General features: G+C 47.4%; 19 protein-coding genes. 13 read left to right on the plus strand and 6 right to left on the minus strand.

Going from position 1 to position 19,648, the window contains the following annotated elements; translation table 11 throughout:
* Window positions 1–93: 93 nt before the first annotated feature.
* The 4 genes from AR383_RS20620 to AR383_RS20635 form a co-directional block, all read right to left on the minus strand.
* Window positions 94–1,992, minus strand: a complete 1,899-nt coding sequence (locus AR383_RS20620; RefSeq protein ID WP_157051809.1) for a putative bifunctional diguanylate cyclase/phosphodiesterase — start codon at window positions 1,990–1,992, stop codon at window positions 94–96.
* Window positions 1,953–2,510 carry a hypothetical protein gene (locus AR383_RS20625; protein WP_157051810.1) on the minus strand — a complete coding sequence of 186 codons (558 nt, stop codon included), beginning with the start codon at window positions 2,508–2,510 and terminating at the stop codon, window positions 1,953–1,955. The genes AR383_RS20620 and AR383_RS20625 overlap by 40 nt, the downstream gene beginning before the upstream one ends.
* A gap of 159 nt (window positions 2,511–2,669) precedes the next feature.
* The gene (locus AR383_RS20630; RefSeq protein WP_055734836.1) at window positions 2,670–3,035 is read right to left on the minus strand and encodes a hypothetical protein; all 366 of its coding nucleotides are present in this window, start codon (window positions 3,033–3,035) and stop codon (window positions 2,670–2,672) included.
* Window positions 3,036–3,209: 174 nt separating this feature from the next.
* Complete coding sequence (locus AR383_RS20635) at window positions 3,210–4,820, minus strand: glycoside hydrolase family 43 protein (protein WP_055734837.1); 1,611 nt, start codon at window positions 4,818–4,820, stop codon at window positions 3,210–3,212.
* Window positions 4,821–5,041: 221 nt separating this feature from the next.
* Here AR383_RS20635 and AR383_RS20640 point away from each other — a divergent pair, with 221 nt between their 5' ends.
* Window positions 5,042–5,785: a helix-turn-helix domain-containing protein gene (locus AR383_RS20640; protein ID WP_188407334.1), complete on the plus strand. Its 744-nt coding sequence runs from the start codon at window positions 5,042–5,044 to the stop codon at window positions 5,783–5,785.
* Between the two features lie 100 nt (window positions 5,786–5,885).
* Window positions 5,886–7,334, plus strand: a complete 1,449-nt coding sequence (locus AR383_RS20645) for a DUF2867 domain-containing protein (protein WP_055734839.1) — start codon at window positions 5,886–5,888, stop codon at window positions 7,332–7,334.
* 22 nt (window positions 7,335–7,356) lie between these two features.
* Here the strand turns inward: AR383_RS20645 and AR383_RS20650 are convergent, their stop codons facing one another.
* Window positions 7,357–8,409, minus strand: a complete 1,053-nt coding sequence (locus AR383_RS20650) for an aldo/keto reductase (RefSeq protein WP_055734840.1) — start codon at window positions 8,407–8,409, stop codon at window positions 7,357–7,359.
* A 141-nt stretch (window positions 8,410–8,550) separates the two neighbouring features.
* Here AR383_RS20650 and AR383_RS20655 point away from each other — a divergent pair, with 141 nt between their 5' ends.
* Entirely contained in the window at window positions 8,551–9,078 is a 528-nt protein-coding gene (locus tag AR383_RS20655; protein ID WP_055734841.1) for a DEAD/DEAH box helicase family protein, read from the plus strand.
* Between the two features lie 142 nt (window positions 9,079–9,220).
* Window positions 9,221–10,909 (plus strand): helicase-related protein, encoded by a 1,689-nt coding sequence (locus tag AR383_RS20660; protein ID WP_055734842.1) that lies wholly within the window; start codon window positions 9,221–9,223, stop codon window positions 10,907–10,909.
* Between the two features lie 2 nt (window positions 10,910–10,911).
* Here the strand turns inward: AR383_RS20660 and AR383_RS20665 are convergent, their stop codons facing one another.
* Complete coding sequence (locus AR383_RS20665; RefSeq protein WP_055734843.1) at window positions 10,912–11,448, minus strand: cytochrome b; 537 nt, start codon at window positions 11,446–11,448, stop codon at window positions 10,912–10,914.
* 203 nt (window positions 11,449–11,651) lie between these two features.
* Here AR383_RS20665 and AR383_RS20670 point away from each other — a divergent pair, with 203 nt between their 5' ends.
* The 9 genes from AR383_RS20670 to AR383_RS20710 all read left to right on the plus strand — a co-directional run bounded on the left by AR383_RS20670 (window position 11,652) and on the right by AR383_RS20710 (window position 19,556).
* The gene (locus AR383_RS20670; RefSeq protein WP_229711136.1) at window positions 11,652–12,311 is read left to right on the plus strand and encodes a SanA/YdcF family protein; all 660 of its coding nucleotides are present in this window, start codon (window positions 11,652–11,654) and stop codon (window positions 12,309–12,311) included.
* A gap of 11 nt (window positions 12,312–12,322) precedes the next feature.
* Window positions 12,323–13,246, plus strand: a complete 924-nt coding sequence (locus AR383_RS20675; protein WP_055734845.1) for a S1 family peptidase — start codon at window positions 12,323–12,325, stop codon at window positions 13,244–13,246.
* A gap of 85 nt (window positions 13,247–13,331) precedes the next feature.
* A complete protein-coding gene (gene queA / locus AR383_RS20680) occupies window positions 13,332–14,378 on the plus strand; it encodes a tRNA preQ1(34) S-adenosylmethionine ribosyltransferase-isomerase QueA (protein WP_055734846.1) in 1,047 nt (348 codons plus the stop codon).
* Between the two features lie 81 nt (window positions 14,379–14,459).
* Window positions 14,460–15,584 carry a tRNA guanosine(34) transglycosylase Tgt gene (gene tgt / locus AR383_RS20685; RefSeq protein WP_055734847.1) on the plus strand — a complete coding sequence of 375 codons (1,125 nt, stop codon included), beginning with the start codon at window positions 14,460–14,462 and terminating at the stop codon, window positions 15,582–15,584.
* 105 nt (window positions 15,585–15,689) lie between these two features.
* Window positions 15,690–16,028, plus strand: a complete 339-nt coding sequence (gene yajC / locus AR383_RS20690) for a preprotein translocase subunit YajC (protein WP_055734848.1) — start codon at window positions 15,690–15,692, stop codon at window positions 16,026–16,028.
* Between the two features lie 28 nt (window positions 16,029–16,056).
* Entirely contained in the window at window positions 16,057–17,910 is a 1,854-nt protein-coding gene (secD, locus tag AR383_RS20695) for a protein translocase subunit SecD (RefSeq protein ID WP_083481729.1), read from the plus strand.
* Window positions 17,911–17,920: 10 nt separating this feature from the next.
* Window positions 17,921–18,871 (plus strand): protein translocase subunit SecF, encoded by a 951-nt coding sequence (gene secF, locus AR383_RS20700; protein ID WP_055734850.1) that lies wholly within the window; start codon window positions 17,921–17,923, stop codon window positions 18,869–18,871.
* A gap of 45 nt (window positions 18,872–18,916) precedes the next feature.
* Window positions 18,917–19,285 (plus strand): rhodanese-like domain-containing protein, encoded by a 369-nt coding sequence (locus AR383_RS20705; RefSeq protein ID WP_055734851.1) that lies wholly within the window; start codon window positions 18,917–18,919, stop codon window positions 19,283–19,285.
* Window positions 19,286–19,289: 4 nt separating this feature from the next.
* Window positions 19,290–19,556: a hypothetical protein gene (locus tag AR383_RS20710; protein ID WP_055734852.1), complete on the plus strand. Its 267-nt coding sequence runs from the start codon at window positions 19,290–19,292 to the stop codon at window positions 19,554–19,556.
* The last annotated feature ends 92 nt before the right edge of the window (window positions 19,557–19,648 follow it).

Genomic DNA, 19,648 nt, shown 5'->3' on the forward strand with positions numbered 1-19,648 from the left:
ATGCAGCTAAACCCTGTTGTTGCTGCCTAGCTGGCAGCGTTAGCCTAGGCTTAACGCGCGCGAATAAATTGAATAGCCCTTAGCCATTGCTGATTATGCTGAGCTTTGCGCGGCTAACAGCGCCTCTAATTGGTCTTTTTCAATGGCCGGTGAATAATAAAAACCTTGAATAATTTGGCTGCCGCGCTGGCTAACAAAGTCCAGTTGGGCTTGGGTCTCTACGCCCTCTACCACCACGTTGAGGTTTAGGTTATGCGCCATCTTGATAATGGTGGCGGTGAGCTGGCATTGCTCTTGGTCATCGGGGATTTGGCTAATAAAACTGCGGTCTATTTTTAAGGTATCCCAAGGGATCTTCGACAAATAAGACAGCGAAGAATAGCCGGTGCCAAAGTCATCTATGGCTAAATTTACGCCTAATTGTTTGATTTGTTTTAATAAGGGAATGGCTTCGTTTTCCCGTTCAATAAAAACTGATTCGGTAAGCTCTAACTCCAGTAAGTGTTGGGGAAGCTGGCTGCGGTTTAGGCACTCACTTAATCGTTGAATAAACTGACCAAAACGTAATTGATGAGCCGATACGTTGACCGACATAGTGATGGGCGGCAGGCCTTGCTTAAGCCAACTGGCCGCATCATTACAGGCTTTTTCTAGTACGTAGTCACCCAGCCGGTCAATGATACCGGTGGCTTCTGCTACCGGAATAAACTCTCCCGGTGAGACCCAACCTAAGTCTTCATCATGCCAGCGCGCTAGCGCTTCTACACCACGAACTTGACCATTTTTAGCGCAGTATTGAGGTTGGTAATAAACCAATAAATCTTGGTTTTCTAAGGCGAGTTTGAGCTTGGCACTTAAGCTGAGTTTACGCTGGCTCTCTTGAGTGAGTCGGTCTTCATAAAAGCCGTAGGAGCCTCGTTGGGTGCGTTTGGCCTCGTAAAGGGCGGCATCGGCTTCTTGTAGCAGGTTGCGCTGCTCTCCAACTTTTTGCAAGCTGGCGCCAATGGTGGCCGAGATATAAATCTCATTGTTGCCACTGATCAAAATGACTTTTTTTAGCTGCTGTTGGATCTCGTGAATAAGCTGTTTACTTAAATCTACATCATAGCTTTTGATTAATAGAGCAAATTCATCACCACCGGTGCGACTTAAAATACCGATATGCTCACTATGGGCATTTTGGATGATCAGTAGCCGAGTTGATACAGCTTGTAATACTTCGTCACCAGCAGCGTGGCCGAAACTGTCGTTCACATCCTTGAAGTGGTCGAGGTCTATTACCAGCAGGGTGGTGGCGGTTTTATCTAGGGCCGCAAGTTGTTCGTCTAATACTCGCCGATTGGGCAATTGGGTGAGTTGGTCGTGGCGAGCTAAATGGTTTAGGCGTCGTTGTACGCTTTTTTGCTCGTCGATATTTACTAGCGAAAACACATAACTTTGTGCTTGCTGTTGTTCAGACTTCACTCGATTGACCGCCAGCAAGCCTTGATGGCGATAACGCTCACCAAAGGTGACTTCTCCACGCCAGTGAGCGGATAAGATTTGCGCGTGATGTAGCTGTAAGCCGTTGTGTTGAAACAGCGTGTTAATCATATAAGTTTGTTGGTTTAGCAGGGCTTTATTCAGTTTTAACATCTCGCAGAAGGTATCGTTGGCCTGAAGCAGTAGTCCTTGAGCATTAACAATGGCCAAGCCTTCGCTGGCATTTTCAAATACCGTGGCCGCTTGCTCTAAACCGTAATCTTTAGCAGAGAGCTCCTTCATTAGCTGATTGCTGGTGGTAAATAGTAAACGCCAGCGAACATCTTCGGCTTCTAGATAGTTAACGAAGGATTGATGCTTAATAGCAATAAACAATAGCAGAGGTAGGGCAAACGAGCTGGCGGCTAACAACTTGCCATTTAGTCCTCCTAATACAATGGCAATAATCTCTGGGCTAAAACCAAAGGCGATTAGCGGGAACAAGATGCCATCGAGGCAAAGAACCAGCACAAACAACGCAATGTACAAGACACCAGTGAGCAGCGCCGGAAGGTTAAGTTTTTTAGCTTTTCAAAGCAGAACAGTAGGGTGAGTAATTCTAAAATAATCAGCACCCCTCCCAATATAATGAACGGCGTTGATAGCTCGAATAGTGCCGAGGAGGTATTGTGCGGGTTGATTACACCGTCACTTTGCAGGGTGGTGGCAGCCAAAGACGAAAATAGCACGTTAAATAAGTCGACAAAAATCAATAGCTTAAGCACATGCCTTAAGATAAATACATCTCTTTCTACCAGCACAAATAACACCGAGCTCATCATGAAGGCGCCGTAGCATAAATTACCACCTGAGACGTTCATCTCGGGAGTGATCGGTATTGAATACACATTGCCAAAAAAGCCGCCGATGAGTAATACCAAAGCGAGATAAATATAAAATGCGACTTTGCGTTGTGGGCCTTTCAGCGCAGTGAAATACAGGGGGAAAATAGAAAATAAGCTGACTTGAAGAATAAATAGTCCGAACATTGGCAAGCCCACATAGCGATCCTAGCTAGGCTTAACATTATCTCGTTTTACTGTTTTAATCATGTTCTTATTAGTAATTTTGCAATGAATACCAAGCTTTACTGCCGTGGCTGATTGAGTTGGCCGGTGGCGGGACTGTCACAAGTTAGATTACGCCAATTAGCGAAAAAGATACTGACGTGGATAACCGAAGTAGTGGCGTATACGATGATGTTGCAGCAGGATTGCGCAGCTTAAATGCACTATTGCTACCAAGACCATCAATAACGCCATTTGCGGCCAGGCTTGTTCGTCTGTGGCTCGCTCTTGATAGCCTTCAATAAGGCTATGCAGCCATTCGGCGCTGAGTAAAACCATGGCTACTTGGTTGAGGCGTAAACAAATGGGGTGGCGGATCATTAAGCTGATGAAGCCCATGATGCAAAGGGTGGCGTAAATATGCTGATGAGCATGAATAAAGTGAGCGGCACTCAGTACTAGACATAGACTAGTGGGGGCTAGCAAGTAACGTATCGGTGAGCGCATAATACATAACCACTTGGTTAAAAAAGATGCAGCGAGTTTGGCGTTGATTGGTATCTAAAATACTGATTTAAATCAAAACAGCTAATTTTTATCAGCCCCTATCAAAAAAAATAAGAGGCTGATCGCACTAAGCCCCAGGACTTAGTGCTTAAGTTAATGATTTAAATCATATATTCACTTAAAATTTTGATATTCGAAATACTCGAAGTCAGCCGCCAGTTGTTGCCCTGTTAGATCGCAGGCATAAAGACCCACTAAACTTCCGGTAAAGCGGAATATCTCACCACTACCTTCGTCTGAAAGATGGGTGGCGTTGAGTGGGGGGCCAATCTTGAGCCAGTTTTGTCCATCTAACGAGTAGCTAAATTGATACCAGTGGCTATTGAGTTGCAAGCGCATATACACAGCTTGGGCGTCGTTTATCACTTGCTCTTGGCTAAATTCGAGATATTCATCGTTGATATGACCCACTACCTGCAGAACCGCTTGACCTTGGTCATTGACTGTTTTTTTCAAAAAGTAGTGACCATTGCGCGCATAATAAGCCACTAAGCCGGCCATTTGCCGTGGTGATTGTGCTGCAAATTCAACAGCGGTTTCGGTGGCACAATCGAAGTGGGTGATGCGCTGGGCTAACATGCTTTGATGGTAGCGAGAGTAGAGATAATCCCGGCCAGCCAAACGCAAATAGCCGGGGCGTTGGCTTAAGGATATCCATGACTCATCAAAGGGCTCTGTTAGCGATTGGTATTTGACATCGAGCGTGGTTTCTTTGAAGTCATCGCGAGGGGCGCTTTGTGGCCAAACATGGATTGGCAGTTGCGGCGCTTTAATGGTTAATTGCGGTACTCGCCCGCCAACTACCCACGGCCAGTCATCGCGCCATTCAATATTTTGCAGAGCAGTTTCTCTGCCAAGAATGCAGCGACCATGGGTTTGTTTGATTTGGGCTTGCTCTTGCTCTGGGTTAAATATCGGTCTGCCGCAAAGGTGGGATAAAAACCACTCGCCTTGTTGCGTTTCCACTAAAAAGCCGTGGCCTGCGCGCTGTAACTCCGCCTGTTGTTGGTGGTTGGAGCTGAGTAAGGGGTTTTCTGGGTGAACTTGGTAAGGCCCCCAGACATTTTTAGAGCGGCACACCGTAACGGCATGTTCATAACTGGTGCCTCCCTCGGCGGTAATCAAATAGTACCAGCCATCTTTTTTCATGATCTGTGGGCCTTCGGTGCAGCCTAGCTCGGTACCTTCGAAGATGATCTTGGGCTGGCCGACTAATTGGCCTGCTTCGGCGTCAAACTCTTGAGCGAGAATGCCGCCAAAGAAGTCTTTATTTTTACGGCCATCCCAGACCATGTTCACCATGTATTTTCTGCCGTCGTCATCATGAAATAAAGATGGGTCAAAGCCGTAGTTGCCAATAGAAACCGGTTTACTCCAGGGGCCGGTAATCTGTTCGGCGCAGGTCACATAAGCGGGGGTAGACATCCAAGTGCCACCGCGGCAAGAGTGAACATTGGCAAAACAACACCAAAACTTACCATCTGCATAACTCAAGGTAGGGGCATAAACACCTTCGGAATTATCCATTCCGCGCATATCTAAGTGTTCTTGAGTGTTTAGTACATGACCTATGATGCGCCAGTTTTGTAGATCTTTTGAATGGTGCAGCATGATGCCGGGAAACCATTCAAAGGTAGACGTGGCAATATAGTAGTCGTCGCCAACACGTACAATTGACGGGTCGGGTCTGAAGCCGCAAAGGATGGGGTTAGTGATCGTCTTCATAAGAACTCCTAATGGTTTTCTGTAATTTATTGCTTTGAATGGACCTGATATGTAACTTAAGCAGTTATAAATATTAAATTATTGCTACTATGGCTGCGCATCCTCTCAGTTTTGAAAATATTCACCTACCGCAAGCAAAATCCTATTATTTGCGGCGCTTTCATTTTTTGAATGAACCCAAGCTGCACATCCCTAGCCATTTCCATATGTTGGGTGAGATTATGCTATTTGAGAAAATGGCGGGTCAGCTCAGCATTGACGGCCAAAGCCTAGAGTTAAACCAAGGCTTGCTGGTATTCATTCCTTCCTTAGCCATTCACGAAATGGAAATGGACGGCGATGAGCGGCGCTTTAGTCTGTTTCAGTTTCAACGCCAGTTGCTCCAAGAGCTAAACCTATGGGAGCTAAATGCCCAGCTGCAACAAACCTTGGTGATGCAATTGTCGCCGCAGCAAACGGCATTTTTATCTAGCCACTTGGCTTGGCTGGAAAGTATTGAACAGGACGAGCAGCAACGTATGCTAACCCATAGCCTGTTACGTAGCGTGTTGGTATTTGTGGCGAGCCAACAGCAAACGATGTGTTTTGATGCTCAAACCAGCCAGCAGGACTTACTAAAAAGCAAAAGTTTGTCAAAAATTATTCCCTTGCTGCAACATCTAGAGAACCAGCAAAGTGTGCACTTAAGCCTGCAGCAGGCTGCCGATATTTGTGGTATGTCTAAATATCACTTCTCGCGGGTGTTTAAGTCTTTGTTTGCGCAAAATTACAAAGATTACATTTTAAAACGTAAGATCAATACCGCGCTTAACTTACTGACCGAAACCGAGCGAAGCGTTGCTGAGATTGCCTACGCTTGTGACTTTTCTGATAGTGCGTATTTTTGTGCCAAGTTTAAGCAAGTGATGGGTTTATCGCCGGGGCGTTTTCGCCGCTCAACCCAGACAGTGTCGTCTTTCGATTAGTGGTTATGCTTAGTCTTATTTTAACTGGCAGGTCGCTGCTTTAAGTATGGCCGTCTACGCTTTAGGCAAGTAAACATGGGCTTTTAACGGGAGAATAGTGATGCGAATATTGGTCATAGGCGCCTTAGGAACCATTGGCAGCAAGCTAGTTCCGGCTTTGTTGCAAGAGGGGCATGATGTATCGATTAGTTCGCGAGATCCAAAAAAGCCCTGTCCTTGGCCAGAGCAAAGCTGTCAGCGTTATACCCTCGATTTGTTAGTTCCCGACACCTTGCCTGCTGCGTTACAGGAGATCGAATTAGTCTATTACCTGATGCATGGCATGAGTGATGGTCAGTCGCACACTGAGGCCGAGATCACTGTCGCCACTAACTTGGCCCACGCCGCCGAGCAGGCAGGGGTAAAACGCATCATTTATATGGGTAGTTTAGTTTCACCCAAGCCTAAATCTGCCCATATGTTAGCGCGTATTGCCACCGGTGAAGCCTTGGCCCGTGGCGCCGTTCCGGTGACCGAGCTGCGCGCCGGGATCATCATTGCGCCGGGCTCGGCAGCCTTTGAGGTGATGCGAGATTTAGTTGGACACATGCCTTTAGCCTTGGTGCCAAGGGCGATTGATACAAAGGCTCCACCCATTGCCTTAGACAATATTATTTATTACTTAGTGAAGTTGGCAGAAATGCCACACACAGCTGGGCAAATATTTGAAGCGGCCGGTCCAGAATGGTTAAGTTATCGCCAGTTGATGTTGTGCATTGCCAAACAACTTAAGCGCTCGATTAACATTATTGTATTACCGGGTTTGCCGGTGCGTTTGGCATGCTCGGTATTAGGCGTGATTACGTCAGTACCGCAAGCATTGGCTAAGGCTTTGATTGATGGCTTGGCGGAGCCCTTGCAAGCGCAGCCCGATAAGTTACGCCAATTGTTGCCTCAGCCCTTGTTGAGTGTTGAGCAGGCGATTGCCGAGGTACTAAAACAAGAACAGGTTGAAACTTACCCTAAGCGCTGGCGTGATGGCGTTCCACGATTTCGCAATTTTTCTTCCTTACATGGTTTTTATGCTAAGTGTGCTAAGAAATCGCTACGGGTGAATGCCTCAGCAGAAGCCATTTGGCAGGTGGTTAATATGCTGGGTGGGCGACGGCGCTATTTTTACTTTGATAGCCTTTGGGCCTTGCGAGAATGGATGGATTTTTTGCTGGGTGGGCCTGGCCGAGAACACGGGCGTAGTGATTTTCGTCAGTTAAAGGTGGGGGATAGGGTCGACTCTTGGGAAATCCTTAGTGTGGAAGAAGCGGCCTTGTTGGTAATGCGTTTTGGCATGAAGGCACCGGGCGGTGGCGGCATGCAAATTAGCATTGACCCTGATGGCCAGCAGCAGCGTTTAGAAGTGGCTTTGTATTGGCATCCGGCGGGTTTTTGGGGTTTGGTTTATTGGTATTTCTTTGCGCCTTGGCATCGCTGGCTATTGTGGGGGATGACCAAAAATATGGCCAAGTTAGCAGAACAAAAACAACAGGCTCTGCAAGCTAAGTCACCCAGCTAATTTAGCTGGGTGACTTGAGGATTTAGTAAGGTGCAGGGTAGCGGTTAAATACTTCGGCAATGTCTTGCATGGCGCGTTCGCTAAGCGGTTTGGCAAAGGCGTCGATGTCTTCTTTGAGTTGGCTCATCGAGGTTGCGCCAATAATAGTAGAAGTAACACCATCAACTTGATCACACCAAGCTAAGGCTAGCTGTGCGGGGGTATAACCATAACCGGCGGCAATCTCGCTATAGGCGGCCACTGCCTCGTGAGCTTGTGGAGTATCACGGAAAATGCCATTGCGCTGCATGTAGGTCCAACGGCTGCCTTCGGGGCGCGCGCCGTTGGCATATTTACCACTGAGCAAGCCTCCCGCTAGTGGCGACCAAGGTAGGTAGGCCACGTTTTCTTGCACACAGTTTTCAATTAAATAAGGCCAATCTTTGGCGTGCAGTAGGCTAAATTCATTTTGAATCGATACCATGCGTGGCAGCTTGTGTTGCTCGCTAAGTTTCAAATAGGTGTTGATCCCCCACGGCGTATCATCTGATAAGCCACAATGGCGAATTTTTCCGGCCTCAACACACTGCTGCAAACCCTGCAAAATATCTAACATTTGTGCTTGGTGGTCAGCGGCATCCAGCGCGCTGGGTTGAATTTGGTTAGGCCAATGTTTACCAAAGTGTGGGGTGGTTCGGTTTGGCCAGTGTAACTGGTAAAGATCGATGTAATCGGTTTGCAAACGTTGCAATGAAGCGTCTACCGCTTCAACAACGGCGGCTGCGTTAATTGGGCCGCCATCACGCACCCAAGGCAGGCCGGAACCGGCAATTTTGGTGGCTAAAATAATGTCTTTGCGGCGCTGTGGATTGGCCGCTAACCAATTGCCGATAATGGTTTCTGTTTTGCCGTAGGTATCAGCAGACGGGGGCACCGCATACATTTCGGCGGTATCGATAAAGTTAATGCCTTGGGCTAGAGCAAAGTCAATTTGTTGGTTAGCATCACTTTGATTGTTTTGTAAGCCCCAGGTCATGCTGCCTAAGCAAATACGAGAAACCTTTAAATTACTACTACCTAGTATTGAAAAATCCATATTAATTCCATTAGCCAAACAAAAGTGGACAATCCCCTAGCTTATTCTACAGCCGTTGATTAGCCAAGTCTTAAGCTGGAGACTCGGGCTGGCTCGCGGTAAGATCGCCCAGTTAAGCCAACCGAGGAACATTAGCTAACTATGAGTTCTGCCTCATCATTGCCCATCGAAGCGCTAAAAACCGATTTTTTAGCGCAATTGAATCAACATCATCTAGTGGTAGAAGCCGCTACTGGCTCGGGTAAATCAACCCATTTACCGGTATGGGCCGCTAGCCTAGGTAAGGTGTTGGTGGTTCAGCCTAGGCGAATTGCTTGTGAAGCCTTAGCCAGTTATGTGTCGCAACAGTTGGCCGCGGCGGGAAAAGCCTACCGAGTAGGTTACGCTATTCGTTTTCACTCCACTGTTGAGCAACACACCGACATTGCTTTTGTGACACCGGGGATTGCTTTGCGTTGGTTGGCCGAGGGTAAGTTAGCGGACTATGCGGTGATGATTATCGATGAGTTTCACGAACGCCGTTGGGATTCAGATTTGTTATTGGCCTTGGTCAAACCACTCGCTCTGCGAATAGTTGTCACCTCGGCGACGTTGCAGGGGATAGGTTGGCGGCTTACTTGCCAGCCAAAGTGTTGCAGGCTCAGGGAAGGGAGTTTCCAGTTGAGGTGAGTTACCTTGCCCGTGAAGCTCATCACTTGCCCGACAATCAAAATATGCTTGAAGCGGTTAAGGCCGCGCTGAATATCGCTATGGCTAAAGACCAAGGGATATCTTAGTTTTTCTACCGGGACGGGGAGAGATTCAACGTTGTTTGGACAGTTTAAGCAAGCTTGATGCGCAGGTGTTGGCGCTGCATGCTTCTATCAGTGCCGAGCAGCGACAAACGATTTTGGACTCATCCAATGAGCCGCGGCCTAGACGGGTGATTTTAGCCACTAATGTGGCCGAAACCAGCTTAACCATTCCGCGTATTTCTGCGGTGATTGACAGTGGCTTGGAGCGGCGAACCCAACAGCGTGCTGGTAGAACGGTGCTGAGTTTAGCGCGCATTTCACGCGCTAGCGCCGAGCAGCGCCGTGGCCGTGCTGGGCGAGTACAAGCTGGCCATTGTTATCGCTTATGGGGAGAATTTGCACCCTTAGAAAACACCACTCCGCCGCAAATGCAGCGCGAGGAGTTATTGGAACCGATGTTGTTTGCTGCCAGTTGTGGCAAAGCCTTAGCGAGTTTGACGTTTTTAGAAGCATTGCCCGATAAGTCGCTGCAACTGGCTAAAGCCCGCTTGCAAACGATGCAGGCCTTAGTCGGGGAAGATAGCTTGAGCGAACATGGTAAGCGTTTGCTTAAGTTGCCAATAGATAGTTATTTTTCCCACTTAGTCGAGTTGGTTAGCTCGGCCAATGAGAAAGCGGCGATGCTTGACCTTGCGGCGGCATTAAGTATTAACCAACGATTGTTGTCAAAACCCAGTGGGGAGCATGCCTTAAAGCAGTTGAGCCATTGGCAGCCCTTACATTGTGATATGACGATGCTGTTGGATTTGCTGCGTGGTCGGGCTTGGCCAGAAGAGCTAGATGTCAATCAGCAAGCCTTAACTCAGGCTCAAGAGCTGGCCGAGCAGTTACGAGCAGTGATGGCGCAGGATGATTTAGCCGAAGCGCAGCCTTACGACCGCGACAAACTGTTAGGCTGTTTAATTGAGAAGGCTCCTGAGCTGGTGTATGTGCGCAGGGAAAAACGCCCACAGGCCATGGCTAATGGCCACACCGAAATAGAACTGGGGCGAGATAGTTTGCTGGCAGATGAACAAGCCGCAGCACTGGTATTCGATATCTATAGTTTGCCGGGTAGAGGCCATAAACAGTTAAAAAATATTGGTCTGTGCATGGCGCCGTTAAGCTTCACCTTACTTCAGGCTAAGCAAGTGGGTGAATTAGTGGCGACTGGCGAACTCGACAGTGAAGGTCGCCAGTGCATGCAGCGGGTTTATGCCGGAAGAGTAATCGCTACTGAGCAGCATCGGGCGAGTCCCGAGCAATGTCGGCAGGCTTTAGTGCAGCAGTTATTAACCAAGCAACTGCCAGATTTCCAAGAATTGAACGTAGCTGAGGATATTGCAGCATGGAATTTGTGGGTGAGCTTGGGCGAAAAGCACGGCGGTGGTGAAGGTCAACCGCTAGAAGTTGAGGCTTGGCTGCTTGAGCGCTTGCAAGAGCTTGGGGTAGAGCAAGTCGATGATATGTCGTTGCTAGAGCCGCAGGACTTACAGTTTGCTGGGATCCCCAGTTGGTTACGCGCAGATTTCGAAGCGCGTTATCCAAGGCTCTTAGTATTAGCCGATTTGAAATTAGATATAGAGTACTTAAGTCGTACTAAGCAGGTAATTGCTCACTATCATTCTGGTGGCCGAAAAGCCGGACCCAAGCGTTGGGAGTTACCCGCTTGGAGCGGCTGGCGAGTTTATTATAAAAAGGCCAGCAAACGCGTGGCTTTAACGTGATACTAGGCAGAGGTGATACGCTTGAGTGTTTCATCTTTTAAGATGAAGTGATGATGAAGCGCTGCCCCCACATGTAGGGCTAAGACTAGGTAGAGTAAGTTGGCGGCATTGTGGTGAACGAAAGACGCGATACCGCTTAAGGTTTCATTTTGTTCACTAAAGCCCGATAGGGTAAACCAGTTAAATACCGCTACATCGTGGCCGCCAGCTAATGACATCATTAAACCAGATATGGGCATGAGCAGCATTAATAGGTACAAGGCAACATGGCCTAAATGAGCCAATTTGAGTTGCCAGCCCTCACCCAAGGGAGTGGGTGCTTTAGTCATTCTATGCCAAGCTATACGCAGTAAAATGGCGGCTAAGGCACATACACCGAAGGCTTTATGTAAGCTTACCCATTCAAATTTTTCTGCGCCACGTGGCAGCTCATCCATATATAAAGCAATCGCGATGATGGCGATAAATAGGGTGGCCATAAGCCAATGTATTAGTTTACTGACTAAACCAAATTGTTGATTGTTATTTACAATATTCATCGTGGATATGTCCTTACTGTATGTAAGGAAAAAGTTAGCACCTGTAGATGACTTGTAAATGACATTTACTTTTTTTTACGCTACAAGATATTTAGCTAAGACCTTGTTGAGTAAACTTTTTAACAGAATGGTGTTTGCTTATTGGGTTGCCGTATTTGGCTATGCTAGCATGGAGCCATTGCAGCAAAGGACGGGGAACAGCATTGAAGAAATTCTTTAGCATTATTGTGCTGATTAGCCTGTTAGTGCTGTTAGCTTTAGCGGCTATTGACCGATATATTTCCAGTCAGGTGGCAGGGCAATGGTTTCGCCACATGGATCAGCTCCCCGCCCAGCCGGTCGCTTTGGTATTGGGCACCAGTAAGTATGTAGGTAAGCGTTTAAATACCTATTACACCTTCAGAGTAGAAGCCGCAGCCCAGCTTTATCATACCAACAAAGTGAGAGCGCTGATTTTAAGCGGAGATAATGCCACCCGCTACTATAATGAACCTATCACCATGCTAAATGATGTATTGCGCTTGGATGTGCCGCGAGAACATATTTCTTTAGACTATGCGGGCTTTCGTACCTTTGATTCGGTGGTTAGAGCCAAACAGGTGTTTGGCCAGCAAGCGATGATTATTGTGTCTCAGCAATTTCATGTTGAGCGAGCCTTATACATCGCTAATCACTATGGTATTAAAGCTTATGGTTATGTGGTGGATGATGCGCCGAGTGAGTTTCATTGGCGAGTCCGTTTGCGCGAGGTGCTGGCTCGGGCCAAAGCCTTAATTGATATACATATATTAAAAGCGAAACCGCATTTTTTAGGGGAACCTGAAGAAGTGAATATTCGCGACAATCTTACAGAGAGTGAGTGAAGGACCCCCCTATGCTGTTGCGTATTTTATGTTTTTGTTTGGGCGGCTTAAGCCTCATGGCTCAGGCCGAACAACAGGCGGTTCCCTATGTGGTGGGCGGGCAAGACGCATCACAAAATTACCCATGGATGGCGCAGGTGTTTGTGGGCGACCACCGCTGCGGTGGCGTACTGATTGGCTCATCTTGGGTGCTGACTGCGGCCCACTGTACTTACGATGAGACAAGCGAGAGTAAACATTTGCCGGTAGCACAGGTCAGTGTGGTACTAGGGGTGTATTCCATGGTGGGCCCAGATGACTCACGGGCGCTAGCGGTGAGCGAAATCTACCAGCATCCGAATTATGTTGAGCCTGGTCAGGCAGGAATAGATTACGACTATGATATCAGCCTGTTACGCTTGGCTACGCCACAAGAGATTGCCCCGCCTATACTCAACGCTAATGGTGTGAGCAGTGCTGTAAATTACGGAGCCTTTATGCGCTTGATAGGCTTTGGCCGCACCAATAACGACCCTTTAAATCCTGAGTATCCCCCGGTATTGCAACAAGCGAATTTAAGTTTATATCAGCCAGAGTTGTGCGCCAATGCTTGGTCAAGTGACAAACTTAGTGAACAGATGTTTTGTGCTTTTGGCACCGATGCCGATGCCTGTAGTGGAGACAGTGGTGGGCCGGTATTTATCTCTGAAGGGGATGGCTACCGTCTCTTGGGCTTGGTCAGTTGGGGGAATCTGTCTTGTCAAGGCAGTCCTGGCGTGTATGCGGATGTGGGCTCGATGTGTACTTGGATCAGCGATACCGCCAGCTTAGCGGGAGATAGCAGCTTGCAATGCTCAGAAGCTAGCCCAAGTTCGAGCAGCGGCGGAGCCAGTTTTTACTTGTTGCTATTGGCGTTTCCTCTGTTGCTACATCGCCGTTTACAGCACCGAGTTTAGGCTCGCTAATCCTTGCTATTACAGGCCGCAATCACTAAAATTGCGGCCTTGTTAATTATTCACTACCTCACAGAGTTTTCACCCAATGCGAGTTGCCGATTTTTCTTTTGTTCTTCCTGATGAGCTGATTGCTCGCTACCCCAAACAGCAACGTCGTGATAGCCGTTTATTGTGTCTTGATGGCAATAGTGGGGAAATAAAACACCAGCAGTTTCCCGACTTACTGGAGTATATTCAGCCCAATGATTTATTGGTATTTAACAATACTCGAGTGATCCCCGCGCGGCTTTATGGTCAAAAGCTCAGCGGCGGTAAGTTAGAGGTGCTGGTGGAGCGGGTACTAGATGAGCACCGTGTGTTAGCGCATGTGCGTTGTTCTAAGTCACCCAAACCTGGCACTGGTTTGCGTTTAGCCGAGGCCTTTGACGCCACCATGCTAGCGCGCCATGATGCTTTATTTGAGCTGCGTTTTGATGATTCTCGCAGTGTTTTAGAGCTGCTTGAGAGCTATGGCCACATGCCATTGCCGCCTTATATCGACCGTCCCGATGAAGATGCCGATAAAGAGCGCTACCAAACCGTATATAACGAAAAGCCCGGTGCGGTAGCTGCCCCCACTGCTGGCTTGCATTTCGACCAAGAGTTAATGCAACAAATTAAAGACAAAGGTGCCGATACCGCCTTTGTGACTCTGCATGTTGGCGCGGGGACTTTTCAACCGGTGAAAGTGGAGTCGGTTGACCAGCATGTCATGCACTCTGAATATGCCGAAGTGAATGACGAGGTGGTAGCTAAAATTGCCAAAGCTAAAGCGGCGGGCGGGCGAGTGATTGCCATTGGCACCACCTCAGTACGTTCTTTAGAGAGCGCAGCCAAAGACGCCAAAGCCAAAGGTTGCGAGCTACAGGCCTATGCGGCAGAAACCGACATTTTTATTTACCCCGGCTATCAGTTTGAGGTGGTGGACGCGATGGTGACTAATTTTCACCTTCCCGAATCAACGCTGATTATGTTGGTATCGGCCTTTGCCGGTAAAGATAACATTAGCCGAGCCTACCAACAGGCTATTGAACAGCGCTATCGCTTTTTTAGTTACGGTGATGCGATGTTCTTAACCCGTAAAAACGACTAAATCTTAGTGGGTGGAGGGCACTTGCCTGCCACTTGTATTACTCAATTTGAATCGGACTGTTTTTCCGATCTGAGGTGACAAATGAAATATGAATTATTGGCTAAAGACGGCAAGGCCCGTCGCGGCCGTTTAGTATTTGAGCGCGGTACGGTAGAAACTCCAGCCTTTATGCCAGTGGGGACTTACGGTACGGTTAAGGGCATGACGCCAGAAGAAGTGAGTGCGACTGGAGCTGAAATATTACTGGGTAATACCTTCCACCTTTGGCTGCGTCCTGGTCAAGAAGTGATGCGTGCTCACGGCGATTTGCATGACTTTATGAACTGGCAGGGCCCTATTTTAACCGATTCGGGCGGTTTTCAGGTGTTCAGCCTAGGTGATATTCGTAATATCACCGAAGAGGGTGTGCACTTCCGTAACCCGGTGAATGGCGATAAGATCTTCTTAACCCCTGAAAAGTCGATGGAAATCCAAAACGACTTGGGCTCTGACATTGTGATGATTTTTGATGAGTGTACGCCTTATCCCGCTACCGAAGAGGAAGCCGAAAAGTCCATGCAAATGTCTTTGCGCTGGGCTGCCCGTTCACGCCAACGTCATGATGAGTTAGCAAATAAAAATGCCTTATTTGGAATTATTCAAGGTGGCGTTTACGAGCACTTGCGTGATGTGTCTTTAGAAGGTTTAACCAACATTGGTTTTGATGGGTATGCGATTGGTGGTTTAGCCGTAGGTGAGCCGAAAGAAGACATGCATCGCATTTTAGACCATGTTGCGCATCGTGTGCCTGAAGATAAACCTCGTTACTTAATGGGCGTGGGTAAACCTGAAGATTTGGTGGAAGGGGTTCGACGTGGCGTTGACATGTTTGATTGCGTGATGCCAACTCGTAATGCCCGCAATGGTCATTTGTTCACCAGTGAAGGGGTGGTTAAGATCCGTAATGCTCGCCATCGCGATGATACCAGCACCCTAGATAAAGAATGTGATTGTTATACCTGTCAAAATTATTCCCGTTCCTACTTGCATCATTTGGACAAGTGTAATGAAATCCTTGGCGCTCGTTTGAATACCATTCATAACCTTCGTCACTATCAACAGTTGATGGAAGGGTTACGTGGGGCCATTGCAGCCGGTAAGTTAGACGATTTTGTCGCAGAGTTTTACGCAAAAATGGGGCGAGAAGTGCCCCCTTTGGCGGAATAATGCACGATTGAGCAAGCAGAACCTTGTTTTTGCTTGCTTAGTCTCCATTTAGTAAGGTAGTTGTACTAATTATCTTAAGTTTTTAATTTTTTAATGAGGGTAACAATGAGCTTATTTATTTCTCCAGCTTATGCCGAAGGCGGCGCAGCAGCTCCTGCTGGCGGTGGTATGGAACTGATTTTCATGATGGCGATTTTCGCCGTTATCTTTTACTTCATGATTTACCGCCCACAATCGAAGCGTGTTAAAGAGCATAAAAACTTAATGGCTTCATTGTCTAAAGGTGATGAGGTATTAACCACTGGTGGTTTAGTGGGTAAAATCATTAAGATTTCTGAAGAGAACGAATATTTCCAATTAAGCCTAAGTGACGATACTACCGTTACTCTTAAAAAGGACTTTGTTTCAGCGGTATTGCCAAAGGGCACGTTGAAGTCTCTATAGTAGCAACTCGGTCACAAGGGATAAGATTTTGTTAAATAAATACCCTTGGTGGAAGAATACGGTGGTGATCTTATTGATCGCCATCGGTTTTCTTTACGCCATGCCAAACTTATACGGTGAGGATCCTGCCGTACAAGTCTCAGGCACTCGGGGCGCTCAAGTAGAGCTTGCCCAATTAGATAAGATTCGCCAACACCTCACCGAACAATCCATCGATTTTCGCTCAGTCGCTTTTGAAGACGGGCTTGCATTAGTTCGCTTGCGTAACGATGCCGACCAACTAAAAGTAAAAAGTCTGTTACATGACATGCTTGGTGATGATTACATTGTCGCGTTGAACTTAGCGCCCGCAACACCGGGATGGCTTGATGCCATTGGTGCTGGTCCGCTAAAACTGGGTCTAGATTTACGTGGTGGTGTGCACTTCCTAATGGAAGTGGACATGGATGCTGCAATTAGCAAAGCCCAAGAAGGCATGATTCAAGATTTTCGTAGCGACTTACGTGAAGAAAAATTGCGTTATGCCGGTGTGAGAAGTGTGGGTGATGCGGTAGTCGTTCGTTTTCGTGATGAAGCTACCTTGGAAAAGGCGATTAGCTTCCTCGATCGTAAATACAGTGAATATCAGTTTACCAACGAAAGCCAAGGCGACCAGTTTAGCCTTAGTGCTCGTATGACTGAAGCGAAGCTAAAAGAAACTCGTGAATACGCACTTCAGCAGAACATTACCATTATCCGTAACCGGGTAAATGAGTTGGGTGTAGCCGAGCCGCAGGTTCAGCGCCAGGGTGCTGACCGTATTGTGGTGCAGCTACCAGGGGTTCAAGATACTGCCCGCGCCAAAGAAATTTTGGGTGCGACAGCAACTTTAGAATTCCGCATGGTGAATACCGATGCCGACATGCGTGCCGCCGCTGCTGGGCGAGTTCCGCCAGGTTCTCAATTAGCTAAGCGTGCTGATGGTTCTCCAGTGGTATTGCGCAATCAGGTGATTTTAACCGGCGACCATATTGTGGGGGCTCAGTCGGGCTTCGACGAATATAGCCGTCCACAAGTTAATATTAGCCTTGATAGCCAAGGTGGTAGCAAAATGGCTGCCTTTACCAAAGATAACGTAGGTCAGTCGATGGCAACTTTGTTCATCGAATACAAACCTACCGGTAAAAAAGACGCTGATGGAAAAACGCTGCTAGAGCGTCAAGAAGAAGTGATTAACGTTGCGACTATCCAATCTCGTTTGGGCCGTAGCTTCCGTATTACCGGTATTGACTCTCCTTCAGAAGCGCAAAATCTAGCCTTATTGTTACGTGCTGGTGCCTTGATTGCGCCGATTCAGATTGTGGAAGAACGCACCGTTGGGCCAAGCTTAGGTCAAGACAATATCGATCAAGGTTTCTTGGCAATTGTGGTGGGCTTGCTAGCCTTGCTGATATTTATGCCTTTGTATTACCGCAAATTTGGTTTAGTGGCAAACATCGCTCTGATTGCTAACGTTGGGGTGATTATTGGTGTCATGTCGATGATCCCAGGAGCAACCTTAACCTTACCTGGTATGGCGGGCATCGTGCTCACTGTAGGTATGGCGGTGGATGCAAACGTGCTTATTTTCGAGCGTATTCGTGAGGAATTGGCTGATGGACGCAGTCCGCAGCAGGCGATTCATTATGGCTACAGCAATGCGCTTTCCACTATTTCTGACGCCAACATTACCACCTTTATCACGGCATTAATTTTATTTGCTATTGGTACTGGTGCGGTAAAAGGCTTCGCAGTGACATTAGCCATTGGTATTGCCACTTCTATGTTTACCGCTATTATCGGTACCCGAGTGATTGTTAACTGGGTATGGGGCGGTAAGAAAATAGATAAGCTATCAATTTAGGAGCGACGACGTGTTTTATTTATTTAAACCAAAAGACACCGTGCGTTTTATGTCGCACCGTAAACCATTTATTTGGTTTACCATTTTATTGATGGTGGCTTCTGTAGCTAGCTTGGCAATCAATAAAATCAATTGGGGCCTCGATTTTACCGGTGGTACCTTGATTGAAGTTGAGTTTTCTCAACCTGCCGATTTAACTCAGGTTCGCGATGTGATGGGTAACAATGGTTATCCAGATATGGTCGCCCAATACTTTGGTTCGCAAACTCAAGTGTTACTAAGAATGATGCCGCGTGAAGGGCTGGACAGCCAGCACTTAGGCGATAGCATCATGGGCTTGTTAAGAGACCAAGTGGACAGCAACGTTGAAATGCGCCGCATTGAATACGTAGGGCCAACTGTGGGCAACGAGCTGGCTGAGCAAGGTGGCTTGGCGATTATTGCAGCGCTTGGTTGTATTCTGCTTTATGTGGCAATGCGTTTTGAATGGCGCATGGCACTAGGCGCGGTACTGGCCTTGGCGCATGACGTAATAGCGACTCTGGGGTTGTTTTCTTTCCTCCAGTTGGAATTCGACCTTACCGTTATTGCTGCCTTATTAACGGTAGTGGGTTACTCCTTGAACGATACTATTGTGGTATCGGATAGGATCCGTGAGAACTTCCGTAAACTGCGTAAGGGTGACCCTGAAGAGATTATCGATGTATCGTTAACCCAAACCTTTAACCGTACTATCGTAACCTCGTTAACCACCATCATCGTATTAATTTCCTTGTTTGCCTTAGGCGGCGAGTTAATTCATAACTTTGCAACAGCCTTGTTGTTTGGTGTGTTTATTGGTACTCACTCTTCGATTTATGTAGCCAGTACCCTGGCGCTGTACCTAGGTATTAAGAAAGAAGACTTTATGCCTAAAGAATTGGAAGAGAAAGAAGGCGCAGACCAAGAACCCCTTGCGTAATGTTTAAAACCCGCTTCGGCGGGTTTTTTGTTAAGGAGAACAAAGATGGCTCATAATCCTCGTTTTTTAGCATTAGTTGATGATTGTCGAAGTCGTATAAAAGAGTGCGACGTACATCAGGTAAAACAATGGTTAGACCAAGGTTTAGCTTTTAACTTGATAGATAATCGTGAGCAAGATGAGTGGGCGAAGAACCGTATTCCTAGCGCACAGTACATGGGGCGGGGGGTATTGGAACGCGATATTGAAACGGCGATCCCCGATTTGGATGCGATGATTGTTATCTACTGCGGCGGTGGTTTTCGCTCGGCTTTAAGCGCCGATAACCTAGTGAAAATGGGCTATCGTAATGTTATCTCTATGGATGGTGGGATCCGCGGTTGGTTGCAGGCAGGTTATCCCCTAGAGGACTAAAGTGATGACAAGCGCAGAACAGTATATGGTTTACTACTTTGATGTTGGTGAACAGAGCTACTATTTTTTAGATGAGCAAGCTGCCAATCAGGCTTTTACTGAAGCAGAACTGCGCGGTGAACTGCCCATGTGGGGTGAGCCAACACCCTTGGCAACCTTGCTGGAAATTAAAGACGCTCTGTTGGCCAAATTTACCAAACGGATCGCTTTTTTAGAGCTTCAGCTAGAAAGAGCAGAAATGTCTCATCTCGACTTTGACTTAGGCGGCTAGCGAGCATATGTGGCGTGCGCTAAGGCTTGCATAACCACTTTGTCGACGTTTGATGGATAAAAACAAAGCGGGCAAGGCCCGCTTTAATCTTC

The sequence above is a fragment of the Agarivorans gilvus genome (assembly GCF_001420915.1).
In the GTDB taxonomy this organism is placed as follows: domain Bacteria; phylum Pseudomonadota; class Gammaproteobacteria; order Enterobacterales; family Celerinatantimonadaceae; genus Agarivorans; species Agarivorans gilvus.

What these genes read in the sequence shown, in the direction of transcription:
- AR383_RS20645 (WP_055734839.1), top strand. Translation starts at nt 5,886, where the DNA reads ATGCGAATATTGGTCATAGGCGCCTTAGGAACCATTGGCAGCAAGCTA.
- AR383_RS20650 (WP_055734840.1), bottom strand. Translation starts at nt 8,409, where the DNA reads ATGGATTTTTCAATACTAGGTAGTAGTAATTTAAAGGTTTCTCGTATT.
- AR383_RS20625 (WP_157051810.1), bottom strand. Translation starts at nt 2,510, where the DNA reads ATGTTCGGACTATTTATTCTTCAAGTCAGCTTATTTTCTATTTTCCCC.
- queA (WP_055734846.1), top strand. Translation starts at nt 13,332, where the DNA reads ATGCGAGTTGCCGATTTTTCTTTTGTTCTTCCTGATGAGCTGATTGCT.
- AR383_RS20630 (WP_055734836.1), bottom strand. Translation starts at nt 3,035, where the DNA reads ATGCGCTCACCGATACGTTACTTGCTAGCCCCCACTAGTCTATGTCTA.
- AR383_RS20640 (WP_188407334.1), top strand. Translation starts at nt 5,042, where the DNA reads ATGCTATTTGAGAAAATGGCGGGTCAGCTCAGCATTGACGGCCAAAGC.
- AR383_RS20710 (WP_055734852.1), top strand. Translation starts at nt 19,290, where the DNA reads ATGACAAGCGCAGAACAGTATATGGTTTACTACTTTGATGTTGGTGAA.
- yajC (WP_055734848.1), top strand. Translation starts at nt 15,690, where the DNA reads ATGAGCTTATTTATTTCTCCAGCTTATGCCGAAGGCGGCGCAGCAGCT.
- AR383_RS20655 (WP_055734841.1), top strand. Translation starts at nt 8,551, where the DNA reads ATGAGTTCTGCCTCATCATTGCCCATCGAAGCGCTAAAAACCGATTTT.
- AR383_RS20675 (WP_055734845.1), top strand. Translation starts at nt 12,323, where the DNA reads ATGCTGTTGCGTATTTTATGTTTTTGTTTGGGCGGCTTAAGCCTCATG.
- AR383_RS20705 (WP_055734851.1), top strand. Translation starts at nt 18,917, where the DNA reads ATGGCTCATAATCCTCGTTTTTTAGCATTAGTTGATGATTGTCGAAGT.
- AR383_RS20665 (WP_055734843.1), bottom strand. Translation starts at nt 11,448, where the DNA reads ATGAATATTGTAAATAACAATCAACAATTTGGTTTAGTCAGTAAACTA.
- tgt (WP_055734847.1), top strand. Translation starts at nt 14,460, where the DNA reads ATGAAATATGAATTATTGGCTAAAGACGGCAAGGCCCGTCGCGGCCGT.
- AR383_RS20635 (WP_055734837.1), bottom strand. Translation starts at nt 4,820, where the DNA reads ATGAAGACGATCACTAACCCCATCCTTTGCGGCTTCAGACCCGACCCG.